This is a genomic window from Aliidiomarina halalkaliphila (assembly GCF_007096385.1).
Lineage (GTDB): Bacteria > Pseudomonadota > Gammaproteobacteria > Enterobacterales > Alteromonadaceae > Aliidiomarina > Aliidiomarina halalkaliphila.
On record NZ_VJWL01000005.1, the window covers coordinates 92378 to 116989 of the forward strand.

The window sequence follows — 24612 nt, forward strand, 5'->3', positions numbered from 1 at the left end:
CATTTACGTAGGGTTCTCTGCCGTAGTTAATGAAGAGCTTCTGTATGTTCAACATTCGATTTGCAAGTGCTTCCGACATTCCTCATATTGCAGCCATCGAGCGCGCTCAGTATGGGGATGACGGTTATCCAGAAATGCTGTTTTGGCAGGCATTGCATCAATGGCCCCACGCTTTTTTTGTGGCCGAACAAAAGCAACTCACTCATGCATCGCCATCCATTCTTGGTTATATTTTGTATGCGCCAGGCGCCGTGAGTACTACCTATTGGTGCATGTCATTGCTCACCAGTGCCAACAGTCGCGGGCATGGTGTGGGTAAAACGCTGCTGCAAGAATCTCTGCGGCAATTGGCCAAGCAACCTATTACCTCTATTGAGCTTACCGTTTCCCCTGAGAATACCCAGGCTTGGGCGCTGTATTCCCAAGCCGGCTTTAGAACTCTCACTGAACACCAAGATCATTTGGGTCAGGGCGAGCATCGATTGCATATGCAATTGGATGATTTCTCTGCCTATCGGTAGTTCGGCGTTGCACAAGAGCCGAAGATTCACGTAACATCATAACGTCACTAAACAACAGAAAGGAAAGTGGATGGATGCACAATGGCAAGCTCGTCGTTCCGGTGCTGAACCTGCCCGCCCCGGCGATCTTCGAAACCCTTGGCAACGGGATCGCGCCCGCATTCTTCACTCCGCCGCCTTTCGTCGCCTGCAATCGAAAACGCAAATCATGAATGTGGGTGAAAACGATTTTTATCGAACTCGCCTGACTCACAGTCTCGAAGCCGCTCAAATTGGTAGTTCGCTGATTAACCATCTGAAGCAAAGTGCCGACGACACCATTCGCTCGCTATTGCCTGATGAAAATCTCATGGAAGCCCTCTGCTTAGCCCACGACATCGGTCACCCGCCATTTGGTCATGGTGGCGAAACCGCGCTGAACTATAAAATGCTTGGCGCTGGTGGGTTTGAGGGCAACGGCCAAACATTCCGCATTGTCGGACGCCTTGAAGCCTATCACGAAAGTCATGGTATGGATTTATGTCGCCGGACACTCCTAGGCCTTCTGAAATACCCTGTGTTAATGCCAATATTACGCGCACCCGATGAGCCTTACCCACGTTCTCTAGCAGCGTGGAAGCCGGCCAAGGCCGTATTTGAGTCGGAAGCCGCATTGTTAGACTGGGTATTGGCGCCGCTGAGTTCAGCCGACCGCACATTATTTCAGAGTGTCGAAACACTCTCTCATTCGCCATGGCAGCGGGCACTGTATAAATCTTTCGATGCTTCAATGATGGAATTGGCCGACGATATTGCCTACGGTGTGCATGATTTAGAGGACGCGGTAGTCACAGGAACCCTTGATCAGGCCCAATGGCACGCCCATATGGATCCAGTTGTTGCAAAACTGGATGCGCCACTGCGTCAGTTGATGACGGAACTTGGTCAACAACTATTCTCCCCGACACATCATCAGCGTAAGAATGCGATTGGCGCGATGGTCAATATATTTGTTACCGCTATCTATGTGCACGAAGTGCTGCCGGATGCTGAATCGCCTTTGGTACGCTTTAACGCATGGTTGCCAGCACAGCAGCGGGCGCTGCTCAACGCCCTCAAGGCCGTTGTGTTCGAACACGTGATTAACCAACCGGCTATCCAACAGCTGCGCTATCGCAGCCAAAACATGCTGCTTCATCTATTTGACGCCTTTCATGCAGAACCAACGCGATTGTTACCTCGTAACACCAGAACTCGCTGGGAGAAAGCCCATACTGACGAAGGTAGCCAGAGCGCAGACCGTATTCTGTGTGATTATATTTCAGGCATGACCGATGACTATGCAGAGCGCATGTATCATCGGCTGTTTGTGTAAGGTATTTGTGCAGGTTATTCAATGTAACGCGCAGCTAACGAGCTAGCTGCGCTACTTCTTCCGCCGTAAGGTCACGAAACTCTCCCGGCGCTAAATTTGGGTCAAGTTGAACACCGCCAATAGCCTCACGATGAAGGGTTTCAACGCGATTGCCAATGGCCGCAAACATCCGTCGTACTTGGTGATAACGCCCTTCAGTGAGGGTCACTAGAGCTTCATTTTCAGAAAGAATATCAAGTTGAGCAGGTTTCGTTAGCTCTACGTCACCATGCAACTTCAAGCCTTCCGCAAATGCTGTTACATGCTCATCACGTAACGCTTCGCTGACCTGGGCACGATAGACTTTTTCACAGGCATGCTTCGGTGATGTGATACGATGTGACCACTGGCCGTCATTGGTTACTAGCAATAGACCCGAGGTGTCCAGATCCAAACGGCCTACCGTATGGAATTTGTCGGGATTGGGTAAATCTAAATAAGAAAATACCGTAACATGGCTCGGATCGTCATTGGCGCAGATACATCCCACCGGTTTGTGGAACATAATGTAAGTCGGCCCTAACAAGGTAAGGGTCACACCGTTCCATTCAACGCATGAATCTTCAGACACGTGTACAGCGCCTTTTTTCACCACCTGACCGTCCACGGAAACTTCGCTACGATGCAACGCCCGCGTCGCCTCTTTTCGACTCATTCCCGTGGTATCTGACAAAAATCTATCTAATCGCATGAAATAAACGAACCTGATTCCGAGTTTGTACGTAGTCTACACTATCTTGAAATGCGAATGGCAACAAAACGCCATTCACCTGTGTCCGTTAAACGATAGCTTGGAGCCATTCTGGTGCCCCACAAAAAGCAGAATCTGCCGCACAAAGTGTGCCCTGTCTGCAATCGCGGTTTTAGCTGGCGAAAAAAGTGGGAGCGTAACTGGGATCACGTCATCTATTGCTCTGAGCGTTGCCGACGAGCGCGTAACCTTACGTAGTATTTAGGAATAGTCCCATGGCGCTTTCGTATCACTCGCAACAACTTCCGCTCACGCGGAATGCATACCGAGAGATCCGCCTGATTCTCGGTGACCAGTTGAACGCCTCTCACTCATGGTATAAAGACGACGACGAAGGTCGCGTGCTTTATGTCATGATGGAAATGCGGCAAGAAACAGACTATGTGGTACATCATCGTCAAAAAATACTCGCTTTCTTCGCGGCAATGCGGGCATTTGCGGATGCTCTCGGCACACTCCACGATGTATTTTATTTACGCTTAGATAGCGATGAAAACCAGCATGATCTCAGCGCCAATTTAACTTGGCTGTTAGAACTCACGGGGGTTAAGAAATTAAGTTACCAAGAGCCCGATGAGTATCGCTTAGAAAGCCAGCTAGCACAGATGGACTTGCCAACGTCTGTTCAGCGGTCTTGCGTATCGAGTGAACACTTTATAACGCAACGGGATGATCTAGTACGCTACTTTCCGCAACTCGACTCCGCCGACGACAAATCCGGAAAAGGGTTGTTGATGGAAACCTTCTACCGCCAAATTCGGAAACAAACCGGATACCTTATGGATAACGGGAAACCTATCGGCGGTAAATGGAATTTCGATTCAGAAAATCGCAAAAGCCTCTCGAATCAACAATCGATACCCGAACCGTTATTGTTTAAAAACGACGTATGCCATATCGATACCACTCTGAAAAATATGAAGATCAGAACGATAGGCAATTGTAATCCAAGCGAACTTCTTTGGCCGATCAGCCGACGCCAATCTCGAGAGCTTTTGGAGCATTTCATTCGTTATTGCTTGCCCAATTTCGGACGCTATCAAGATGCTTTGAGCGAACGTGGTTGGTCGTTATTTCATGCGCGGATATCCTTCAGCCTCAATATAAAAATGCTCTCCCCTCAAGAAGTGATTGAACGTGTCATTCGCGCCTATGAAAAGAATCCCGACACGATTAATATTGCGCAAGTTGAAGGTTTTGTGCGGCAAATTCTCGGATGGCGGGAGTACGTACGTTTAATTTATTGGCATTTTATGCCCGACTACAAACAAACGAACTACTTCAATCACAATCGCAAACTTCCTCACTATTATTGGACTGGCGACACCAAAATGCGCTGCATGCAGCAGTCCATTCGCCAGTCTCTGGATTACGCCTACGCCCATCATATTCAGCGGCTTATGGTGACAGGAAATTTCGCGCTGCTCACCGGCGTGAGTCCGGATGAAGTGAACGCCTGGTACTTAGGGATTTATATCGATGCAATTGAGTGGGTTGAGCTCCCCAATACCCATGGGATGAGTCAATTTGCTGATGGCGGGATTTTGGCCTCAAAGCCTTATGTGTCGTCGGGAAACTATATCCACAAAATGGGCGACCATTGCCGAAATTGCCACTACGATATCAAAGCCAAAACAGGCGACAATAGCTGCCCATTTAACTCACTCTACTGGCACTATATTGATCGCAACTTGGCTGTATTCGAAGGCAATCCGCGCATGTCGATGATCATTAATCAATGGCAGCAACGTGCTCCCGACGACCGCGCTGCAGTGCTCAAACAAGCAAATATCTGGCTTTTGGATCTCAACGCGCTTTAGGCTAAACCCGTGTAGACGTCAGTGACAAAACGCCGGCGTTGGTGCCGGCGTTTACTTGCGAGGATGTAACGGCCTGCTCAGGCCAGAAAGCAATACTTAAAATAAGCCGCACTAGTCGCCGTTAAAATAACCTTGATTACCGCGATCATCCATGGCCTGGGTGATTCGGCGAATTCCTTGCATATAAGCAGCATTACGGAAGGAGATATCTTCATCTTCAGCGAGCTTGAAGCATAGTTCTGATTGTTCTGAAATACGTTCCTGCATACGCTCCGCCACTTTTTCCGCGGTCCAATAGTCGCCGGTGCGGTTCTGAATCCACTCGAAATAACTCACAATCACACCGCCAGTATTCACTAACACATCCGGCAACACGGGAATGCCCCTATCCGCGAGTATTGCATCTGCTTTACTCGTCACCGGACCATTTGCAATTTCTAACAACAATCCGGCACGAATATCCTTTGCATTCTTTTCTGTCACTTGATTTTCAAGAGCGGCTAAGGCCAAGATATCCACATCTAAAGTCAGCAGTTCATCGTTCTCTAAGTGGTCAACATTCTTTTCTTCTTCCACGGATTTATCCGCATATACAATCCCCTTGAGCTCCTTAGTGCGATTCTTGTGCTCCCAAATTGCGTGTACGTCTAAGCCTTTTCTCGAGTAAACCGCCCCTTTTGAATCCGATACGGCAACCACTTTAAAACCTAATTTTTGCGCAGCACAGGCAAAGTAATAGCCAGCATTTCCGAACCCTTGCACGGCTACTGTCATCGCTGATGGGTCGCGATCATTTCGTTCTGCCCATATTTTCAGTACTTGAAGTGCCCCATCGCCAGTAGCGGCCACCCGACCTTCAGAGCCACCAAGACCCAAAGGTTTCCCCGTAATTACACCGGGAAGTTGACCACGAGCAATATTGGAGTATTCATCGGCCATCCATCCCATAATGGTCGGATTGGTGTTTACGTCGGGCGCAGGAATATCCATATCAGGTCCCAACACGTCGTACATGGCTCGCATATAACCGCGCGACAATCGCTCTAGCTCCATCCGCGACAGCTTCTTTGGATCAACTTTCACGCCGCCCTTTGCACCACCGTAGGGGAGATTTACCACCGCACACTTAATTGCCATCCAAAAGCTAAGGGCTGTGACTTCATCAGCATCAACATTAGGATGGAAGCGAATCCCCCCTTTCCCTGGCCCTCGAGTGGTATCATATTGCACTCGCCAGCCCTGAAAAACACGCAAGGAACCGTCATCCATGCGCACGGGAATAGCGGTTTCAATCAATCGCTGAGGCTGTGCTAAGCGCTGACGGGCATCATCGGACACGTCTAAACGCTCATAGATAAATTCAAGTCGACCGCGGGCATCGTCGAGAACTTTTGGGGTTGTAGTATCACTCATGCAAAATCTCCATGCTCAATGCTCAATGCTTTTTAATGGCGTTCTGCAAGGAACGATTTCATTAGACTTCCGAAAATAAAAAAGCACCTACGTTGGTAAGTGCTTTCACTATAGTTCAGGATACGCGTTCTCTCCTGAAATTGATCAACTTTTTCAGAGCCTTGCTGCTACTTCTGCGCCTTGTCGAATGGCTCGTTTCGCGTCGAGTTCGGCAGCAACATCAGCCCCGCCGATGAGATGCACTCGCATTCCAGCTTGTTCAAGAGGAGCTTGCAAGGCGCGCAGTGGCTCTTGTCCCGCACAGATCACAATATGATCAACTTCCAAGAGTTCAGTGTCACCATTGCGTTCAATCTCGATACCGCGATCGTTTATTTCTTTATAGCTCACACCATTAATCATCTTCACGCCTTTGTGCCGAAGCGCGTTTCGATGCACCCAGCCTGACGTTTTACCAAGACCCGCGCCCACTTTCGTTTCCTTACGCTGAAGTAAGTACACTTTACGCGGTGATGGATCTGCAAGAGGCTTTGCCAATAAGGCGCCAGGATGTTTGTAATCCTGATCAATTCCCCAAATCCCATGCCACTCGTCTGGATTTAAGGTTGGTGACGATTGGGTAGTCAGGTATTCCGCCACATCGAAACCAATACCTCCGGCGCCAATGATGGCCACCCGATGCCCCACGATCGTGTGATCGCGCAATACGTCGAGGTACCCCAACACTTTTTTCGATTCAATGCCGGGAATTTGCACCTGACGTGGCACCACACCCGTGGCCAAGATAACATCGTCGAATCCTTCTTCTTGCAACGACTCCGCACTTTGTTTGCTCTTCAAGTGCAGATGCACACCAGCATCTTCGAGCCGCTTGCTGAAATATCTGATGGTTTCGTGGAATTCTTCTTTCCCAGGGATCTGCTTGGCATAGTTAAACTGGCCGCCAATTTCTTTGGCTGCATCATATAAATGGACTTCGTGTCCCCGTTCAGCGGCAAAACACGCTGCCGCTAAGCCGGCAGGTCCGGCACCGACCACCGCGACTTTCTTCGGATCAGTCGTGGTTGTCATCACCAATTCGGTTTCGTAAGCCGCTAAAGGATTCACCAAGCAACTGGCGCGTTTGTTTTCAAACACATGATCAAGACAAGCTTGGTTACAGGCAATACAGGTATTGATGCGATCCGCTTTGCCCGCGGCAGCCTTGTTAACAAAATCAGGGTCTGCCAGAAACGGACGCGCCATCGACACCATATCCGCTTCATTATTGGCGAGAATATCTTCGGCGATTTCTGGAGTATTAATTCGATTTGTCGCCACAACGGGAACACTAAGTTCCTGCTTGAGGCGGGCAGTAATCCAGCGGAAAGCAGCCCGTGGTACCGAAGTCACTATGGTAGGTACGCGGGCTTCATGCCATCCAATTCCGGTGTTAATAATAGTCGCACCCGCTTCTTCGGCAGCTTTTCCTAACGCAATCACCTCATCTAAGGTGCTTCCGTCTTCCACCAAGTCGAGCATGGATAAACGATAAATCACAATAAAGTCAGTACCTACGGCCTCACGAACAGCACGTAAAATCTCAAGCGGAAAACGAATACGGTTTTCAAACGAACCGCCCCAGCCATCCTTACGCTGGTTAGTACGACGGCAGATAAACTGGTTAATCAAATAGCCTTCCGAGCCCATGATCTCAACGCCATCGTAACCTGCTTTCTTAGCAAGAGTCGCCGAGCGAGCATAATGTTTAATCGTGCGCTTGATTTGGCGTTCCGACATTTCTTTCGGCTTAAATGGCGTAATCGGCGCTTTAATGGCGCTCGGTGCCAGGCTGAGAGGATGATAGGAGTAACGCCCTGCATGCAAGATCTGCATGGCGATTTTGCCACCGGCTTCATGCACCGCTTCAGTTACTTGTCGGTGTTTCGCAACTTGCCAGGGATAAGATAATTGGCTCGCAAATGGGGCGAGGCGCCCACGTACGTTCGGACTTATCCCCCCAGTCACGATCAAGCCCACACCGCCACGCGCTCGTTGCGCGTAGAACTCAGCAAGCTTCGCAAAACCGCCTCGTTCTTCTTCTAGATTGGTGTGCATAGAGCCCATTAACACGCGGTTCTTAAGCTGAGTAAAGCCCAAATCGAGTGGGGCTAACATATGCGGATACTGTTCACTCATTATACTTCTACCTTCTGGTCCTACCTCTATGGGAATCACTCTAGCCGCTTCTTGCGACACGTACAAGCACAGGTGTACGCTGAGAATCGCCCGAAATGCTGAAACTTGCCGTCATACTTGCCACCGATCCCTGCCACGAGTTCAGGTAAAAGTGGATGTTCTGTAAAGAGTTCGATAAGTTAATGGGCATGGAAAGTGAAGTGCTAGTGGCACTCATTAGGTACCTTGAGGAACACCATGTCGAAAAAACCATCGCGAAGCAAACGAGCATTAGGTTACCTAAGCGGATTTATTCTTGCTGTGATATTCGCGGGTGGATTAGGCTCAGTGATTCAAACACAGTTTAATCTTCTGGCCATGAGTAGCATTGGCCCGTCTATCGACTTTACGACCCGCCTTCAGGTGACAGGGTATGACCTCGTGCACTTTGCACCATTTTTGATCGGAATTATGGCCGTAACCTTTCTCTTTTCGTTGCCCGTTGCCCATGCCTTTGCCCGCATCCAAAAACGACAATTTATAGGCTGGTGCGCCGCCGGAACGGGCATTGGTTTTTGGCTTGCTTTGCAATTGATCGACCATCTTGCCCCCATGCCCACGTTAATTGCTGCCACTCGCACCTCTGCGGGCACTTTTTTTATGGTGATGAGCGCGGTCAGTGGTGGTGCAGTTTATGCTTGGCTTAGTCGTTACTTTCGTCGTGTTCTACGTGGCAAAGTTCAGCCGCCAGAAACAACCGTTCAAGGAGCGTCCGAATGACGATTGCCCGTAAAACCAGTGCCGTTTTTATTGCCTTAAGCCTCATGTGGGTCTATTCCCCAACCGTAAGCAAGGCAATCGATGCTGATACCGATAACCAAGACGCCCCCGCCTATGAGCTTGCCACACTAGAAACCCGCATAGCGTTTCCGTGGTCTCTGGCGTTCTTACCTAACGAAACCATGTTGGTCACATCCCGTTCTGGAACCCTTTGGCATATTGATGAAGCCTCCGCAGAACGTACCGACGTGACCCCAGAACTTCCCGATTTACTTGCTGATGGCCAAGCAGGATTGTTCGAAGTCGCATTGAGTCCTTCTTTTGCTCGTGATCGTACCGTCTTTTTAAGTTGGGCTTGCGGCACCTTGCGCGCCAACAATACCTGTTTAGGGAAAGGCTTTTGGAATGGGAGCGAAATCACGAACTTTCATGTGATTTTCCGTGCGAGTCCAGATAAACGGGGCAATGCACACTACGGTGGTCGCATCGCTTTTTTACCAGATGACAGCTTACTCCTAACCTTAGGCGATGGCTTCGATTACCGAGAAGAAGCTCAACGTCTTGGTAATCATCTCGGTAGTGTGGTGCGCCTAGAAATCGATGGCACCGTTCCTTCCGATAATCCGTTAATCTCTAATCCAAAAGCCAAGCCAGAAATTTATACCTTTGGTCATCGCAATGTTCAGGGAGTCGCATGGCACCCACAGCGACAAGCCGTTTTTGTCAGTGAGCACGGCCCTCGCGGTGGAGATGAGATAAACCTTCTGCGAGGCGGTCAAAACTATGGTTGGCCACTAGTGACCGGCGGGGTGGATTACACCGGCGCAAAAATCACACCCTATCAGAGCCTTCCCGGTCTTACTGGGCCAGAATATGAATGGACTCCTTCCATTGCACCATCAGGGTTGATGGTTTACCACGGTGCCATGTTTACCGATTGGTATGGTGATTTTTTAGTGCCCGCGTTGGCCGCTAAAAAAGTGGTGCGCTTACGTTATCACGACAATCAGTTAACGACTGAAGAGGTGCTATTCACCGAACTCAATGCACGAATTCGCTATATCACCATGCATCCAGAGACAGGCGCCCTCTACCTCCTCACCGATCACGCTGATGGGAAGATAATCAAAGTTACCCGCAATTAAATTTTTTGTGATCCAACTATTTATTACACACGTTTAATCAGATACAGCAAGTTTGCCGGCTTGCTGTACGCTAGCAACGAGCTTGAGCCAGCATCCCCTGCTGGCTCTTTTTTTGAAAACCCTTTGCCCAATCATTGTCTATACTCAAAGCAAACAAATGCATATGGACTATACACATTAAGGCCGAGGAGGCTCCGTGCTCAAACTCAATCATGTGATTATTGGTGTTTTGGCCAGCGCCGCTATCTATTTTTTTATCGCAAGCGCCCATGGCATCCGTCTGCCTATGTTTTCGGATTTTCCGGTAGAGAATGTGTTTAGCGGCGAACATGTAAAGCCAAACGTTGAAGAAGCGCCAGCACGAACATTTAGAACCCGCTTGCGCTATGCCGCCGAACAAGAGGTTAACTTTGCTGGCGAGTACGTGTTTACAACATGGGGCTGTGGCACGAGCTGCGCCATGGCTGCGCTGGTGAATGTCCGCACAGGTGATTCTATCGTAATCGATGACACCTTTTGCTGTTGGTACGGGGAGGAGGACTGGTTTGATTATCGCCCAGATTCCAGATTACTGATTATACGTGGTCGTCTCGGCGAGTTTTCTGAAGAACACGGAATTCATTACTTTGTGCTCGAAGAAGGCGCGTTACATCGAATTCATTTTGCCCCCTTACGGGAGTTTGATGATTAACCATGTCTTTAAAGCAGTATGAGCGACGTAATGAACACCACCTTGCTCGCGGTTATTTTGAACGGGTCCTAGCAGAGTTGGTGTCGTCACCCGAAAAAATGATGATTGTGCGCAGTAACGTTGACACTTACTCTCAACATCAACATCTTCCGAAGTCAGCACAGGCCGCATTGCGGCGCTTCCAGCATTTTTTTGCAGTATCTGAAGACCCGACCGAATTGCAGCGTTGGGTTTTAGAGGACAGCTATGAAGGACGGCGATTTCGCCAGTTCCCATTGTTGTTTAAGGGTGTTTTGCCGTCCGCGTAGAAAAGTTTTTATAGTGTCCTTTTTTCCCTTGCGGTGGTTCACCGATCTCAAGTCCTGACATCGCAAGCGCGGAACGTAACTCCTCCCGAAACTGGTGATAGTCTACCTCCGCCGCATGACGCGCTCCCCCTTCAAAACGGTAATGCGGATGATCGATTTCCCGTTGAATGGCCTTGCCCATATTGAGCGGACGACGATAAAGCCCTTGAATTTCCCGAACCGCCAATTTGGCTTGATAGTCGGCCAGTGGCCAGATACATCCAAGCGGCTGAAAAAGCCCAATAAAGTAAAGCCGCTCCCAGCTTTGATGCATCATTTTTAGATATAACGGCAACTTCTCAGCATCTTCAAAATCAATCACATCCTCACGGAAAAAAGGAAATACGGTGCGGAATCCGGTACAGGCCACCATGATATCGTACTCGCCCTCATTACCATCGGTGAATGTCACATGACGCCCATCAACCGAGGCAATCGCTCGTTGCGGCGTGATCCGCCCATGGCGAATAAAGTCCAATAGATCAGAGTTCACCGTCGGGTGATGACTCAAGAGCGGGTATTTGGGTTTGGGCAGCCCGTATTGCTTTTCATAGTCACCTTGCAGCAATCGAACCAACCAAGTCATCAATCGTTGTTTTAGTCGCCTTGGGAACCATTGAGGTGTTTTGGCACCGAGCACATCGCTTGGCATACCAAACATAAATTTAGGCAGAAACCACTGGGGATTACGCATGCTTAGATGCACGGATTTTGCCACCCGAGCAGTTTCAACGGCAACGTCACAGGCCGAGTTGCCAGCCCCAATCACCAGAACTGCTTTATCGCGCCAATCGTCAGACACGCGCTTAAAATCATGGGAATGCAAATAGGTGCCGCTAAAGGTACCAGGCAATTGCGGATGGCGCGGGCACCAATGATGGCCATTCGCCACCATCACATGAGTGAAGTGCTGCTGTTGGATCTTGCTTTTTTCATTCAGGGCATCACGCCAGCTAACCAAGAAACCATCTTTTTCCGGTTCGACCGTCACAACCTCAGTCTGAAAACGAATCACATCAAGAATTTCAAAGTGCGTTGCGTAGTCTTGGAAGTAGGCTTGTAACTGCGCGTGGCTGGGGTAGTCAGGATAGTCTTCCGGCATGGGAAAGTCTTCGTACTCCGACCACGCCTTGGAACTTATAATATGGGTGTTTTCATACACACTTGAGTGGCCTGTTTTCGATTGAAAAACCCAGTTACCACCCACTTGGTCATTCTTCTCAAACACAACCACATCAAGACCTGCCTCAAGACAGTTCTTAGCGGCCGCAAGCCCGCTTGGACCAGCACCAATAACCGCGACCTGTATTCGCTCTTGTTTCATACCTTAGCTCCATGAGGTCGAGTACCACATCATCTCGCTGATTCCATTGTATTTAGGTCGACGTGTTTATCTCAGTATAGCCGAGAGCCCCTATGCTTTTTTCACAAACTCAGTTTTCAGCTTCATCGGACCGATTCCATCAATCTTACAATCGATATCGTGATCGCCATCGACCAAACGAATGTTCTTCACTTTGGTACCGACTTTAACCACTAACGACGAGCCTTTCACTTTGAGATCCTTGATCACGGTAACCGTATCGCCGTCGTGCAATTCGTTACCATTGGCATCGCGTTTCACTGGACTGCTAGTTTCATCGTTCGGGGCGGCGTCAGACCATTCATGGCCGCATTCAGGGCAGACCATAAGGGCGCCATCGGCATAGGTAAATTCAGACTGGCATTGCGGGCACGGAGGAAAATTCGACATGGGATTCGCTTACACTTTGGATTTCCCATAATAATGCATGAATTTACTCGGGCTTTCTATGTGAAAGCGTAGCTCACCGATAAAACACCATTGTCCTATTGCGATAGCAATTCATTGACGCACTCCTAAAATACCGAAACAATGGCGTTACTCATCATCTTCAAAAGAGCGCTATGGCGATGTCTAACTACTTATTGCATCTCTATCAGAAAACCCTCAAGTTGCCGTTTGGGCGACAGCTTTTTTCAATGATGTTTGCGCGCAAAGCTCCGTATTTCCGAACCATCCGACCCACCATTCGTGAGCTGCGTCCTAACTATTGTGAACTGACATTTAAAAAACGGAAATCTGTCGAAAATCATATTGGCACCGTTCATGCCATCGCGTTGTGCAATGGCTTAGAAATGGCCATGGGAGCCTTAGCGGAGGCATCAATTCCAAAACACCTGCGCTGGATTCCAAAAGGCATGAACGTGCAATATACGGCGAAAGCGAACTCCGACATCCGCATTATCGCGGAAACCTCACCCGAGGCGTGGGTTTGTGGCGATCTTCCCGTAGCTGTCACTGGTTTCCGCAGCGATGGTACACCGGTTATTACCGGCGAAATTATCATCTATATTTCTGAAAAACCGGTAAAAGCCGACCGCTAGCCCCAACTTAAATGACGATCAGTTGGTGGCATTTCATCGTCGGTTAAGCCCATGGCGTTTGCCCCTGTGGGCCAAAACCTGATATAACGCTTTGTCAGCTTCACTACGATGCAGATTTGGCTGAGCGTCGTAATATTCAGCATTACTATTAAAACAACAAGAACAGGTACTGTTTATGAGCACAGCTCGCGAACACTTTAGCTCTCGAATTGGCTTCATCCTTGCCGCAGCAGGTTCCGCGGTAGGGATTGGTAACATGGTCGGGTTTCCGGTGGCAGCAACAAAAAATGGCGGCGGCGCTTTCTTGCTAATCTACGCTCTTTTTGTCGTATTTATTTGCTTACCTATCATGCTTGCAGAAATGGGCTTAGGCCGACGTACTCAATCGGATCCCCATGGCGCCTACATCGCCATCGCTGGTGCTAAGCACCCCTGGCGATTTGCTGGTTGGCTCGCGGTTATCACCCCGTTTATGATTGGCGTTTTCTACATGGTCATCACTGTGTGGATTCTCGGTTACTTAGTACAAACGCTATTTGGCAACCTCGACGTGATTGCCAACCCGGAGTATTTCGGGGTCTTTATCAATCATGGAAGTGTGTTTGCCTATCTACTGATGGTTGCCGCGATCGTTTATATGGTGTTGGTGAGCGGCGTACGAGGCGGGATTGAGCGGGCGGCTCGGTTAATGATGCCAGCGCTCTTTGTAATGCTTATTGCCTTGGTGATATTCGTACTCACCCTAGATAATGCATTTGCTGGCGTGCAGTTCTTCCTGATTCCTGATTTTAGTAAAGTAGACGGCGGTGTGATTAGCGGGGCACTTTCACAAGCGTTCTTCTCACTTTCGTTGGGAATGGGGATACTTATCACTTACGGGTCGTATTTGCGCCAGAAAGATAACCTCGTAGGCGCAAGTAAACTGGTTTTAATCACCGACACTGCAGTGGCGTTTACCGCGGGTTTGATGGTTCTCCCTGCGATCTTCGCAATTAACCCAGACACTAATCCAGCGGAACTCAGTGAGTCCTCTGTGGCTATGATCTTTACCTTCTTGCCGCAGATTTTCCTTGCCCTATCTGGCACTATTGGTTATCTCGGCGCGAGCATCGTCGCGGTAATTTTCTTCTTGTTGGTGTTTGTGGCGGCGATTACATCATTGGTGTCTATTATCGAGGTTCCGACCGCCACCATCGTACGTAAATACAATATTACCCGTCAGAAAGCCCTTGGCGTCTTAGCCCTCACAATGGGCGTGCTCACCTTGATCGCGACAGCGTCGTTTGGAATGGTGGCCTTCTTTACCGACTTCGTCGGTTATGGCGGCAATCGTCATTCTTTCTTCGATGTAATTTATGACGTGTTCTACGACACAGTGTTGCCATTAAACGGCTTACTCATTTGTTTGTTTGTTGTATGGCATTGGAAAAAGAACAATTTCCACGATGCCCTCAATGAAGGAGCAGTGAAGTACCGCGGCGGGTTATTAGAAAAATATGTCAGCTTCTCACTGACGACCTTTATACCCGCTATACTAGCCATTGTGTTTATCAACACGGTGCTTGGGAAATTCTTTAACGCCGCATTTTTCTAAAATGACTGGCCAACCAAAAAAGCGCCGATTTCGGCGCTTTTTTTTGACACAATACCCAATGCTCGTAGACCAATGCTCGTAATCTCTGGAACAAGGATGCTGTGAAGCCAACGCCCACGCTAACAACGACTCGTCATATCATGCTACTCGACCATAGCATCGAGTTACCACCTTTGCCTGAGCATCCGTTGATTTGCGCTTTAGATCGCCATCATATTACCCAATACCGCCGTTATCTCGGTATGGAGCACACACTTGTTTACCTCGACCTACGGCAGGGAATGCATGCTGATGCGTTGGTCGCACTCGCGGGAACCATCCGGGAAAACGGCTGTTTGGTGGTGCACTGTAATCGCGAAGAACCTGGAGCCACCCTCGAACGTCTGATTGCTTTGAGCGACGATATCCCTTGTGTTCAACCCATCCAAGACATAGACCAACTCAACGCAATCATAGAGACAGCTTTAGAGCAGGCAGAAGCGACGCCAATTCATGCAGGGTTCACACCTACCAAACAGCAATACGCGCTACTGGATACCTTAGATGGCTTACTCGCAAACAGTAGTTCATGTGTCGCCTATTTAGAGGCCGCCCGAGGCCGCGGTAAATCAAGTATCCTCGGTCATTGGATTGCTACCCGGTCGATTACAGCAACCGTGTGTGCGCCATCGAAAATACAGGCAGAGCGCCTGTTAACGCGTGCACACGGAGGTGCATATCGCTTTATTCCCCCTGATCAATTACTCGATTGGACTCCAGATAGCGATTCCGAATGGCTCATTATCGACGAGGCAGCAAGCATTCCTGCACATGTCCTTGGCGAATGTACTGAACGCGCTCAGCGGTTAATTCTCGCTAGCACCTCAGAAGGTTACGAATGTGCGGGTAGGAATTTCTCGCTGCGGCTCAAAAAGCGCTTACCTAACCTGTTTGATACCGTATGTCTGTTGGAGCTCACCGAGCCAATTCGATGGCCTCATCACGATGCTCTGGAATTACTATTGAATGAAACCTTCTGCATGTTTCAAGGCGATGCACCGCAATTAAGCGACGACGAGCGCAAACTGGGAATGTCTGTACGTTTTGTCAAACCAGCGGATTTGAGCCTGCATGAATTTAGCCATGTGTTTACCATGTTGATGGCCGCACATTATCAATCGTCCCCGAACGACGTTAGAATGCTGCTCGAGGAAAACGATCAGCAATTGATTCTCGGCTATATTGCCGACGAGCTCGTGGCTGCCTGTTGGTTAGCATTTGAATCACCTCTTTCGCAGGATCTCCGACAATCAGTATGGCAGGGCAAGCGCCGCGTTCCCGGACATTTGCTGACGCAATCACTTGGATACCATTTGCGTGAAAAAGATCTGATGAGGAAGGCCTACGCGCGCATCGTACGTATCGTAGTCGCCCCAGAGCTCCAGCAGCAAGGGCTAGGATCGGAATTCTTAACGCGTATCATCAGCTTTTATCGCACCTCTGGTTTTTTTGCGATCGGAACCAGCTTTGGCGCAACTCATGATTTACTTCGGTTTTGGCGCCATGCAGGGTTTCGATTACTTCGTTTTGGTCAGAAAGCAGACGCCGCAAGCGGTCATGTATCCGCACTGATGTTATATCCACTGACTCATTCGGCAAGTATTGAGTTAGATTGCTTGCACCATCGCAACATGCTCACGCTCCCGTTTCAGGCGATAAAGCAACCTCAGGATGGTTTCTTCTATGTGCTCCCTGTAGACACTTTAATCGCTAGCGACCAAATAATGCTGTGTCGGTATGTACAGGAAATGCTCGTGGCCTTTGTTGCCCAATGGGTGAACTTTGGTTTAGCACAACCTGTGTTCGCTGCCGGCATGCATTATGGTTTGATCACATTTCCCAATGCTCACAACGCAAAAATCAAAGACGCACTGTTCAGCGACACCTCACTCAAAGATCTTGCCAAGCACTGGAAACTTCAGGGGAAAAAAGAAGCCGAACAATACTTGCGGGAAGTTTGTGCGCAAGCACGGCTATCGGTATAGTAATCGCCACAATAATCATCAGTCTTTTTGATAAGTCATGAGGAACATCATGGGTTCAAATTTTAATCGTCTGAGTATAAAAAAGAGCAGCATTGCCGCGATGACCAGCCTTCTGTTGTTGGCAGGGTGTGCACAAGTCGTTGAGCCAGAAGCAGAGAGACCTGCTGGCCCAGACTATCCAGCATCGCCCACAGTCGCCCAGGTGGATACTTATCACGGTGTGGAAGTGGCCGACCCTTACCGTTGGTTAGAAGATATGAACTCGGCGCAAACAAAAGCCTGGGTTAATCAGCAAAACGCCCTGACCTTTCCTTATCTAGAGAACTTATCTAGCCGCGACTCATTTAAAGAGCGGCTCACTCAGGTATGGAACTACGAGCGTTTAAGCACACCGTTCCGTGTGCATAACCAGTATTTTTATTATCAAAACCAAGGGTTGCAGAATCAATCCGTACTATTCGTCACCGCTGACGTAAATCACCCAGGCCGCGTATTGATCGATCCGAATCAACTTAGTGAAGACGGAACTATCTCTTTATCGCGGGTGTATATTAGTCCACAGGCCAATTACATCGCCTATGGCGTATCCGACGGCGGCTCCGACTGGGTCGAGTTCCGTGTTCGTGATATCCGTACCGGAGAGGACCTGATCACATCGATTACCGGTACGAAGTTCACCAATTTATCTTGGCTGCCGGATGAGTCGGGCTTTTATTACAGCCGCTATCCGGAAGGTGGCGACGGCGTTGCCGATGATCAACAAACGGTACAAATCTATTTCCATCAGCTTGGAACGGTGCAAAGTGCCGACCAAAAAATATATGCGGTGGAAAGCGAGCGCCCGATAAACCCTTACCCCACAGTAACGAGCGATGGTCGATTTTTGATCGCCACTCATTGGGACGGATACATGGCCAATGCGGTATATGTAAAAAATCTCACCAACGATCAGGCCGAATGGCGTCCACTTTTGGATCAATGGGATGGACTCTATTCGCTCGTTGAAACAGATGGCAATATTTTCTATTTCTCCACAACGAACGAAGCTCCGACAGGTCGTGTGATTGCCGTCGATGTCAATCGACCTGAACCAGCCCATTGGCAGGAAATCATCCCCGCGCGCGCTGAAACACTCGATAGCATTTCTTACGTCGGCGGTAAGTTCTTTGCAAGCTACTTAAAAGATGCTCAGTCGATGGTGCATATTTATGATGCCCACGGACGTTTTGAACGCGAGCTAGCGCTTCCGGAAATCGGCTCCGTATCTGGTTTTACTGGTCAAAAAGATCATCGCGAGACGTTCTTCCGCTTAACAAGTTTTACTCAACCCGGCGCCATTTACCGCTTGGATATTAGTTCCGGTGAAGCGGAACTACACCAGCAAACTGAAGTGAATGCCGACCTAACCGGCTATATCACCGAGCAAGTGTTTTATGAAAGCAAGGACGGCACACGCGTCCCTATGTTTATCGTGCGTCATGAGTCCACAGAGCTTGATGGTAATGCGCCATTGCTTTTGCATGGCTACGGTGGCTTTAATATCTCAATCACTCCAGGATTCAGTCCTGCGCGCTTAGTATGGCTCGAGCGTGGTGGCATCCTAGCGTTACCAAATCTACGCGGTGGCGGTGAGTATGGCTTTGAGTGGCACCAAGCAGGTACACGCCTCAACAAGCAAAATGTCTTTGACGACTTTATTGCAGCAGCGGAGTATCTCATTGAACATCAGTACACCAACCCTAACCGCCTCGCAATTCAAGGGGGCTCCAACGGCGGCTTATTAGTTGCTGCTGTAACGTTGCAACGCCCAGAACTCTTTGCAGCAACGTTGCCCGCGGTTGGCGTACTCGACATGTTGCGATACCACACACCTAGCGCCAATGCGCGCGCCTGGAGTGACGACTTCGGTTTGAGCGAAAACGCGGATGAGTTTGAAGCTTTGTATGCATACTCGCCTGTACACAATACACAACCCGGTGTTTGCTATCCTGCCACCTTGATCACCACAGGCGATCACGATGACCGTGTGGTACCATGGCACAGCTATAAATATGCGGCTGTGATGCAACGGGATCAGGGCTGTGAAAACCCGATTTTACTTCGCGTAGAAACCCGTGCAGGGCACGGTGCTGGCACACCAACCTGGATGCGCATTGAGCAAATCGCTGACCAGTGGGCATTCTTGGTCGAACACTTAGGTGTCGAATACAGCGAAAATTAATCGGTAAATGATTGCTTTTAAACACGGGCGTAGGCACAATCGCGCCCGTTTTATATACACAACCCATGCATGAAAAAGGGGTGAAGATTATGTCTCGAGTTTTAGTTATTGGTGCCGGTGGCGTCAGTTCAGTTGTTGTAAAAAAATGCGCAATGTTGCCTGAGTATTTTGATGAAATTCATCTTGCTTCACGGACACTATCCAAGTGCGAACGCCTGCAAGAAGAAGCGGGCAAAGACCGCGTTGTTGGCGTGTACCAAGTTGACGCCGACAATGTCGACGAGTTAGTCGCGCTCATTGAAAAAGTGAACCCGGCGCTCGTGATTAACGTCGCCTTACCCTATCAAGATCTGCCCATTATGGATGCGTGTTTAGCAACAGGTGTTCACTATCTTGATACCGCCAATTATGAGCCAAAAGACGAAGCCAAGTTCGAGTACAGCTGGCAATGGGCTTACCACGACCGCTTTAAAGAAGCCGGTCTTATGGCACTGTTAGGTTCGGGATTCGATCCCGGCGTGACCAACGTATTTACTGCCTACGCCGCAAAACACTACTTTGATGAAATTCATTACTTGGATATCGTTGATTGTAACGGTGGTGATCACGGCCAAGCCTTTGCCACCAACTTTAACCCTGAAATTAACATCCGTGAGATCACGCAACGGGGTAAGTACTGGGAAAATGGCGAGTGGGTAGAGACTGACCCAATTAGCGTGCGCAAAGACTTGGATTATCCAGGGGTCGGTGTTCGCGCTTCTTACTTGCTATTCCATGAAGAGCTCGAGTCGATCGTAAAGCATTTCCCGACCATCAAGCGTGCCCGCTTCTGGATGACTTTCGGTGACGCCTATCTGAACCATTTACGAGTTCTTGAAGGCATCGGAATGACCTCCATTAAACCGATCGACTTCAACGGTCAGCAAATCGCGCCCCTCGAGTTCCTTAAAGCGGTATTACCAAACCCAGGGTCACTGGCCGAAGGCTATGAAGGCTTAACCTGTATAGGTACCTACATTACCGGCGTGAAAGACGGTAAAGAAAAGACTATCTTTATCTATAACAATTGCGACCACGCTGAAACCAACCGTGAAGTGGGCGCCCAAGCAGTGTCGTACACCACCGGTGTACCTGCCATGATCGGTGCATCGCTCATGCTTCAAGGAAAGTGGATGCAGCCAGGCGTGTGGAATATGGAACAATTTGACCCAGATCCATTTATGGAGCGTCTGAATCAATATGGTTTGCCATGGCAAGTCGTGGAAGTCGACACAAGTCCTCTGGCAGACTAATTAGGAGTGACAGCAATGAGTAATCCATACCTGTCTGCACAAATTCCATCACCCTGTTATGTGATGAATGAAAAAAAGCTTCGTGAAAATTTAGAAATCATGAAGCGCGTGCAAGACGAAAGCGGTGCCAAGATTATCTTGGCACTGAAAGGTTTCTCCATGTGGAGTACATTCCCGTTGGTGCGCAAGTACTTGCAAGGGTGTACCGCAAGCTCTGCGTGGGAAGCCGAATTGGCCGCGGAAGAGTTTGGAAAGGAAGTTCATGCCTACTCACCGGCCTATAAGCCGCAAGATATGGACATTCTATTGCAACACTGCTGCCATATTTCGTTTAACAGCATTACCCAGTGGCATTTGTATCGTGATCATGTGAAGCAAGAAAAAGTGTCTATGGGATTGCGAGTAAATCCAGAGCATCAAGAAGCATCTACTGAGCTCTACGATCCTTCTGCCCCTGGGTCGCGCCTTGGCATTTTAGCGTCTCAGCTCGAAGGCGAAGACCTCACGGGTATTGAAGGCCTGCACGTTCACAATTTATGTGAATGTGACTCCTTTGCTCTTGAGCGTACTTTGGCTGCTGTGGAAGCTAAATTTGGTAAGTGGCTGCCGCAAATGAAGTGGCTTAACCTCGGTGGCGGTCACCTGATGACCCGCAAAGGCTATGATGTCGACCATCTGATCGCACAGCTTAAACGTTTGCGCGAACAGTACGATCTGGAAGTCATTTTGGAGCCAGGTTCTGCGGTTGCATGGCAAACCGGTCCTTTAGTGGCCCAAGTCGTGGATATCGTTGAGAATAAGGGCAAAATCGCCATTCTCGATATCTCAGCTACCGCGCATATGCCAGATGTATTGGAAATGCCCTATCGACCAACCATTACCGATGCCGACCTTCCTGGTGTAAAAGCACATACCTATCGACTTGGAGGTAACAGCTGTCTCGCTGGCGATGTGATTGGCGAATATAGCTTTGATAAAAAACTGAAGCCAGGTGATCGGGTCATCTTCGAAGATATGATGCATTACACCATGGTGAAAACGACTTATTTTAACGGGGTCGAACACCCGGCGATTGGTATTCTTGAAGAGAGTGGAATCTTCCGCTTAGTGCGTAAGTTTAATTATCACGACTTCAAGGATCGTCTATCCTAAAGGTTCGCTTAAGCTGAGCGACGGTGTTTAATCCACTGCGCTAAGCCTTCAAGCACCAGATGAGGCCTTTCCTCTACGACACCTTCGGGAACGTGAGGAAGGGCCTTTTTATTGATTAGCTTCCCATCACCACCGGTGATAATCACACGGTCGGGATATTCCTGGAGCGACTCTTTGGCAGCAAGCACTGCTTCTGCTGCAAATCCTTGCAAACTCGCTTGGCAACCCAAATGGATAGCCGCTTCTGTGCCTTTGCCGATTAATCCCACTGGGGCTTCATCGTTAATACGTAACCGGCTACTTTTTTGAATGAGCGCTTCTTGCATCAAGCGAAAGCCAGGCGCTATCCAGCCGCCAAGGTGTTCACCGTCCGCACTTAACACATCAAGAGTCACCGCTGTTCCTGCATCAATAATGGCAACAGACTCTTTAGCAGGCCGCACCGCAAGTAAAGTAAGCCACCTGTCTACGCCGAGACGGCTCGGATCTTGATAACACAGGGTGATATCGTATCCCGACTCAACGACTGCTTCCTGGACCTCTGCACGGCCTTTACAGGCATCATGCAGTCGCTGTACATGCTCCGGTTTCGCAACATTTGCTACAGCCACGTAAGGCGCGCTTATGGATTGAATCAACGCAATGAGTGGCTCTAGCTCTGAGCCCACGCCAAGAAACTCTAAAGTCTCCTGATCCGTTACGCGGGCAAGCTTCCAGCGGGTATTGCCAAATTCAAGCAGAAGGGGTTCGGACACTAATTTCGCCTCCAAAATAACGTTTCAATCCGTCTTCTTGTTTCACCAAGAATGCGCCCATCTCATCAATGCCGTGACCAATACCTACATGCTCATGTTGGCCGAGTAATACACGTACTGGCTTTTGATAGAAGTAATCGAAACGACGCCAAGTGGCAAGTACGTTCGCCAAGCCTTCTGCATCGTGGCCACGCAATGCATGTGCGCAGCGGTGAACGATCAGGGCGGCCCAGTGATTACGATCGATGGTTTCGTCATGATGGAGCTGCACCGCGGTGTAAGGTTGATCGATACTTTGTAGATCGTCGGGCATGCTCAGATTAATCCCGACCCCTACCACGGCGAACCCCTCACCCTCAGCTTGGCCTTCCAGCTCAACCAGAATTCCTGCGGCTTTTTTGCCACCAATATAAACATCATTCGGCCACTTGACCGACACATCAGCGATTCCTTGTTGCGACAACTCACGGGCCAATGCCAGACCTAAGGCCACACTCATCCCTGTTGCTGAATTCAAACCGCCAGTGAGTGGCCAATACATCGACAAGTATAAATTCGTACCAAAAGGCGAGAACCATGGGCGGCCGCGACGTCCCCGACCCTTCACCTGCATCTCTGCGAGTACGGCAGTCCCCGGCTTAATTTCCGGATCATTAACAATCTTCTGTTTCAGTACATCGTTGGTGGAATCCGTGACATGCAATACATCGATATCGAGCTGCTTGCTTGAATGGGGTAAATGCTTACGAATCTCCTCGAGATCAAGCAACTGAATCGGATGTGCAAGCCGATAGCCCTTGCCAGTCACACGGAAAATATCAACGCCAAGCTCACCGAGTTTTTGTACGTGCTTATTGACCGACGCTCGGGAGATACCAATCTTGTCACCGAGTGCTTGGCCAGAATGAAATTTTCCATCAGCCAAGGCTTGCATCAGAATTGAATCAATATCTCTACGCGCCATCTTGCCACCAATGGGATTTAGGAATGAGACCAGAACGGTTCAATAAACGCACTTCTGGTTCTAACTTTACGCCATAAATATCATGCACTTGTGCAATTATTTGATGGGCCAACTGGGAGAGTTCTTGTCCACTAGCTGCGCCCCGATTCACCAACACAAGTGCTTGCTGCTCATGAACACCCGCATCACCAACCTGCAGGGCTTTTAGCCCCGCTTTATCGATAAGCCATCCCGCAGGGATCTTACTTGATTGGTCATCAACCGGGTAAACAGGCATTGTCGGGTACTTCTCCTGAAGCATTTTCAATCGCGTATGATCGACAACTGGGTTTTTGAAAAAGCTTCCGGCATTTGGAATTTCTGCAGGATCCGGCAATTTCCGTCGACGCACAGTGATAACGCGTTGCATCACTTCATGAGCGGTTGATGAACTTGGCATATCCGCAAGATCTGCATAGCTAAGCGTTGGCGCCCAATCCTTAGGAATACGCAGATGTACATCCGTAATTACAAAATGAGAGAATTCTGGGGTCTTAAACACACTTTCCCGGTAACTAAAGCCACAGCTGTCTTTAGGTAAATAGCGTGCTTCTCCAGTTTTGAGATCATAGCCTTCAACGGCTTCAATAAATTCACTTAATTCAACACCATAGGCACCAATGTTTTGCACTGGCGCGGCACCAACGCTCCCCGGAATTAGCGCCAGGTTCTCTAATCCAGGCATTCCATGGAGCAGCGTGTATTCCACCAGTTGATGCCAGTTTTCACCTGCAGCAACCTGCAAAGACCATGCATCGGAATGTTCCGTTACTTCAATACCACGCAATTGAATCCAAAGAATTTTACCTTGGAAGTCTTCCGTAAAAATTGTATTAGTGCCCTCTCCCAAGATCCAAAGTTCATCGGGATTAGTTAATTCAGACAGCTGATCGCGATGTGTCACACTGATCACTTCGTTCGCAGAAGCTGATATTCGGAAACTATGCTTGTCTTTCAATGAAACCATATGCTGACTAAACGATACCGTTAATTTAACTGAATTGTATCATTCAGCACCTCGAACAGGTGAGTTTCTTTGCGAAATCAAAAGAATTACGTGAGTGCAGTACCCAACGCTCCGACACACATCCATGTGGGGGGCTTCCAGCTCGGCATCCATGCCTCGCGTTCGGACCTGAAGTTGCAA

Annotated in this window: 22 protein-coding genes; 14 read left to right on the forward strand and 8 right to left on the reverse strand. The window is 49.1% G+C overall.

Annotated features, from left to right (window positions below; genetic code table 11):
• The first annotated feature begins 44 nt into the window (after positions 1 to 44).
• Together FM042_RS11590 and FM042_RS11595 are read left to right on the forward strand one after the other, a co-directional pair.
• A complete protein-coding gene (locus FM042_RS11590) occupies positions 45 to 521 on the forward strand; it encodes a GNAT family N-acetyltransferase (protein WP_185960789.1) in 477 nt (158 codons plus the stop codon).
• 70 nt (positions 522 to 591) lie between these two features.
• Positions 592 to 1875, forward strand: coding sequence for an anti-phage deoxyguanosine triphosphatase (locus FM042_RS11595; RefSeq protein ID WP_143236607.1), 1284 nt, complete (start codon positions 592 to 594; stop codon positions 1873 to 1875).
• 34 nt (positions 1876 to 1909) lie between these two features.
• Here FM042_RS11595 and rsuA read toward each other — a convergent pair whose 3' ends face one another.
• On the reverse strand, positions 1910 to 2605 hold the full coding sequence (rsuA, locus tag FM042_RS11600) for a 16S rRNA pseudouridine(516) synthase RsuA (protein ID WP_143236608.1): 696 nt from the start codon (positions 2603 to 2605) through the stop codon (positions 1910 to 1912).
• A 114-nt stretch (positions 2606 to 2719) separates the two neighbouring features.
• On the opposite strand from rsuA, the gene FM042_RS11605 reads away from it, so the two are divergent.
• Together FM042_RS11605 and FM042_RS11610 are read left to right on the forward strand one after the other, a co-directional pair.
• Positions 2720 to 2863: a DUF2256 domain-containing protein gene (locus FM042_RS11605; protein WP_143236609.1), complete on the forward strand. Its 144-nt coding sequence runs from the start codon at positions 2720 to 2722 to the stop codon at positions 2861 to 2863.
• Between the two features lie 17 nt (positions 2864 to 2880).
• Positions 2881 to 4485 carry a cryptochrome/photolyase family protein gene (locus FM042_RS11610; protein ID WP_143236610.1) on the forward strand — a complete coding sequence of 535 codons (1605 nt, stop codon included), beginning with the start codon at positions 2881 to 2883 and terminating at the stop codon, positions 4483 to 4485.
• Between the two features lie 111 nt (positions 4486 to 4596).
• Here FM042_RS11610 and FM042_RS11615 read toward each other — a convergent pair whose 3' ends face one another.
• Entirely contained in the window at positions 4597 to 5898 is a 1302-nt protein-coding gene (locus tag FM042_RS11615; RefSeq protein ID WP_143236611.1) for a Glu/Leu/Phe/Val family dehydrogenase, read from the reverse strand.
• Positions 5899 to 6051: 153 nt separating this feature from the next.
• Complete coding sequence (locus tag FM042_RS11620; protein ID WP_143236612.1) at positions 6052 to 8076, reverse strand: NADPH-dependent 2,4-dienoyl-CoA reductase; 2025 nt, start codon at positions 8074 to 8076, stop codon at positions 6052 to 6054.
• A gap of 237 nt (positions 8077 to 8313) precedes the next feature.
• Here FM042_RS11620 and FM042_RS11625 point away from each other — a divergent pair, with 237 nt between their 5' ends.
• The 4 genes from FM042_RS11625 (at position 8314) to FM042_RS11640 (ending at position 10979) form a co-directional block, all read left to right on the forward strand.
• Complete coding sequence (locus FM042_RS11625) at positions 8314 to 8835, forward strand: hypothetical protein (RefSeq protein WP_143236613.1); 522 nt, start codon at positions 8314 to 8316, stop codon at positions 8833 to 8835.
• Entirely contained in the window at positions 8832 to 9980 is a 1149-nt protein-coding gene (locus FM042_RS11630) for a PQQ-dependent sugar dehydrogenase (RefSeq protein ID WP_143236614.1), read from the forward strand. The genes FM042_RS11625 and FM042_RS11630 overlap by 4 nt, the downstream gene beginning before the upstream one ends.
• A 196-nt stretch (positions 9981 to 10176) precedes the next feature.
• The gene (locus FM042_RS11635; protein ID WP_143236615.1) at positions 10177 to 10671 is read left to right on the forward strand and encodes a hypothetical protein; all 495 of its coding nucleotides are present in this window, start codon (positions 10177 to 10179) and stop codon (positions 10669 to 10671) included.
• A gap of 2 nt (positions 10672 to 10673) precedes the next feature.
• Positions 10674 to 10979, forward strand: a complete 306-nt coding sequence (locus FM042_RS11640) for a hypothetical protein (RefSeq protein WP_143236616.1) — start codon at positions 10674 to 10676, stop codon at positions 10977 to 10979.
• On the opposite strand, the gene FM042_RS11645 is transcribed toward FM042_RS11640, so the two are convergent.
• Positions 10954 to 12342: a flavin-containing monooxygenase gene (locus FM042_RS11645; RefSeq protein ID WP_143236617.1), complete on the reverse strand. Its 1389-nt coding sequence runs from the start codon at positions 12340 to 12342 to the stop codon at positions 10954 to 10956. The genes FM042_RS11640 and FM042_RS11645 overlap by 26 nt on opposite strands.
• A 90-nt stretch (positions 12343 to 12432) precedes the next feature.
• Complete coding sequence (locus FM042_RS11650; protein ID WP_143236618.1) at positions 12433 to 12771, reverse strand: zinc ribbon domain-containing protein YjdM; 339 nt, start codon at positions 12769 to 12771, stop codon at positions 12433 to 12435.
• 173 nt (positions 12772 to 12944) lie between these two features.
• On the opposite strand from FM042_RS11650, the gene FM042_RS11655 reads away from it, so the two are divergent.
• The 6 genes from FM042_RS11655 to nspC all read left to right on the forward strand — a co-directional run bounded on the left by FM042_RS11655 (position 12945) and on the right by nspC (position 21707).
• Complete coding sequence (locus FM042_RS11655; RefSeq protein WP_143236619.1) at positions 12945 to 13424, forward strand: hotdog fold domain-containing protein; 480 nt, start codon at positions 12945 to 12947, stop codon at positions 13422 to 13424.
• Between the two features lie 175 nt (positions 13425 to 13599).
• On the forward strand, positions 13600 to 15018 hold the full coding sequence (locus tag FM042_RS11660) for a sodium-dependent transporter (RefSeq protein WP_143236620.1): 1419 nt from the start codon (positions 13600 to 13602) through the stop codon (positions 15016 to 15018).
• Positions 15019 to 15119: 101 nt separating this feature from the next.
• Positions 15120 to 17042 carry a GNAT family N-acetyltransferase gene (locus FM042_RS11665; protein ID WP_143236621.1) on the forward strand — a complete coding sequence of 641 codons (1923 nt, stop codon included), beginning with the start codon at positions 15120 to 15122 and terminating at the stop codon, positions 17040 to 17042.
• 49 nt (positions 17043 to 17091) lie between these two features.
• Positions 17092 to 19263: a prolyl oligopeptidase family serine peptidase gene (locus FM042_RS11670; protein WP_232366436.1), complete on the forward strand. Its 2172-nt coding sequence runs from the start codon at positions 17092 to 17094 to the stop codon at positions 19261 to 19263.
• Positions 19264 to 19352: 89 nt separating this feature from the next.
• A complete protein-coding gene (locus FM042_RS11675) occupies positions 19353 to 20555 on the forward strand; it encodes a saccharopine dehydrogenase family protein (protein ID WP_143236622.1) in 1203 nt (400 codons plus the stop codon).
• 15 nt (positions 20556 to 20570) lie between these two features.
• Complete coding sequence (gene nspC, locus FM042_RS11680; RefSeq protein ID WP_143236623.1) at positions 20571 to 21707, forward strand: carboxynorspermidine decarboxylase; 1137 nt, start codon at positions 20571 to 20573, stop codon at positions 21705 to 21707.
• An 8-nt stretch (positions 21708 to 21715) separates the two neighbouring features.
• Here the strand turns inward: nspC and FM042_RS11685 are convergent, their stop codons facing one another.
• The 3 genes from FM042_RS11685 to murB are packed head-to-tail and all read right to left on the reverse strand — an operon-like array spanning position 21716 to position 24432.
• The gene (locus FM042_RS11685; protein WP_185960790.1) at positions 21716 to 22462 is read right to left on the reverse strand and encodes a type III pantothenate kinase; all 747 of its coding nucleotides are present in this window, start codon (positions 22460 to 22462) and stop codon (positions 21716 to 21718) included.
• A complete protein-coding gene (birA, locus tag FM042_RS11690; RefSeq protein WP_143236625.1) occupies positions 22440 to 23426 on the reverse strand; it encodes a bifunctional biotin--[acetyl-CoA-carboxylase] ligase/biotin operon repressor BirA in 987 nt (328 codons plus the stop codon). Before birA ends, FM042_RS11685 begins: the two co-directional genes overlap by 23 nt.
• A complete protein-coding gene (gene murB / locus FM042_RS11695) occupies positions 23416 to 24432 on the reverse strand; it encodes a UDP-N-acetylmuramate dehydrogenase (protein WP_143236626.1) in 1017 nt (338 codons plus the stop codon). The genes birA and murB overlap by 11 nt, the downstream gene beginning before the upstream one ends.
• Positions 24433 to 24612: the final 180 nt, after the last annotated feature.

Excerpts from the sequence above, each read along its gene's own strand:
- FM042_RS11590 (WP_185960789.1), top strand. The coding sequence starts at position 45 with ATGTTCAACATTCGATTTGCAAGTGCTTCCGACATTCCTCATATTGCA.
- FM042_RS11595 (WP_143236607.1), top strand. The coding sequence starts at position 592 with ATGGATGCACAATGGCAAGCTCGTCGTTCCGGTGCTGAACCTGCCCGC.
- rsuA (WP_143236608.1), bottom strand. The coding sequence starts at position 2,605 with ATGCGATTAGATAGATTTTTGTCAGATACCACGGGAATGAGTCGAAAA.
- FM042_RS11610 (WP_143236610.1), top strand. The coding sequence starts at position 2,881 with ATGGCGCTTTCGTATCACTCGCAACAACTTCCGCTCACGCGGAATGCA.
- FM042_RS11615 (WP_143236611.1), bottom strand. The coding sequence starts at position 5,898 with ATGAGTGATACTACAACCCCAAAAGTTCTCGACGATGCCCGCGGTCGA.
- FM042_RS11620 (WP_143236612.1), bottom strand. The coding sequence starts at position 8,076 with ATGAGTGAACAGTATCCGCATATGTTAGCCCCACTCGATTTGGGCTTT.
- FM042_RS11625 (WP_143236613.1), top strand. The coding sequence starts at position 8,314 with ATGTCGAAAAAACCATCGCGAAGCAAACGAGCATTAGGTTACCTAAGC.
- FM042_RS11630 (WP_143236614.1), top strand. The coding sequence starts at position 8,832 with ATGACGATTGCCCGTAAAACCAGTGCCGTTTTTATTGCCTTAAGCCTC.
- FM042_RS11640 (WP_143236616.1), top strand. The coding sequence starts at position 10,674 with ATGTCTTTAAAGCAGTATGAGCGACGTAATGAACACCACCTTGCTCGC.
- FM042_RS11645 (WP_143236617.1), bottom strand. The coding sequence starts at position 12,342 with ATGAAACAAGAGCGAATACAGGTCGCGGTTATTGGTGCTGGTCCAAGC.
- FM042_RS11650 (WP_143236618.1), bottom strand. The coding sequence starts at position 12,771 with ATGTCGAATTTTCCTCCGTGCCCGCAATGCCAGTCTGAATTTACCTAT.
- FM042_RS11655 (WP_143236619.1), top strand. The coding sequence starts at position 12,945 with ATGGCGATGTCTAACTACTTATTGCATCTCTATCAGAAAACCCTCAAG.
- FM042_RS11660 (WP_143236620.1), top strand. The coding sequence starts at position 13,600 with ATGAGCACAGCTCGCGAACACTTTAGCTCTCGAATTGGCTTCATCCTT.
- FM042_RS11670 (WP_232366436.1), top strand. The coding sequence starts at position 17,092 with ATGGGTTCAAATTTTAATCGTCTGAGTATAAAAAAGAGCAGCATTGCC.
- FM042_RS11675 (WP_143236622.1), top strand. The coding sequence starts at position 19,353 with ATGTCTCGAGTTTTAGTTATTGGTGCCGGTGGCGTCAGTTCAGTTGTT.
- nspC (WP_143236623.1), top strand. The coding sequence starts at position 20,571 with ATGAGTAATCCATACCTGTCTGCACAAATTCCATCACCCTGTTATGTG.
- birA (WP_143236625.1), bottom strand. The coding sequence starts at position 23,426 with ATGGCGCGTAGAGATATTGATTCAATTCTGATGCAAGCCTTGGCTGAT.
- murB (WP_143236626.1), bottom strand. The coding sequence starts at position 24,432 with ATGGTTTCATTGAAAGACAAGCATAGTTTCCGAATATCAGCTTCTGCG.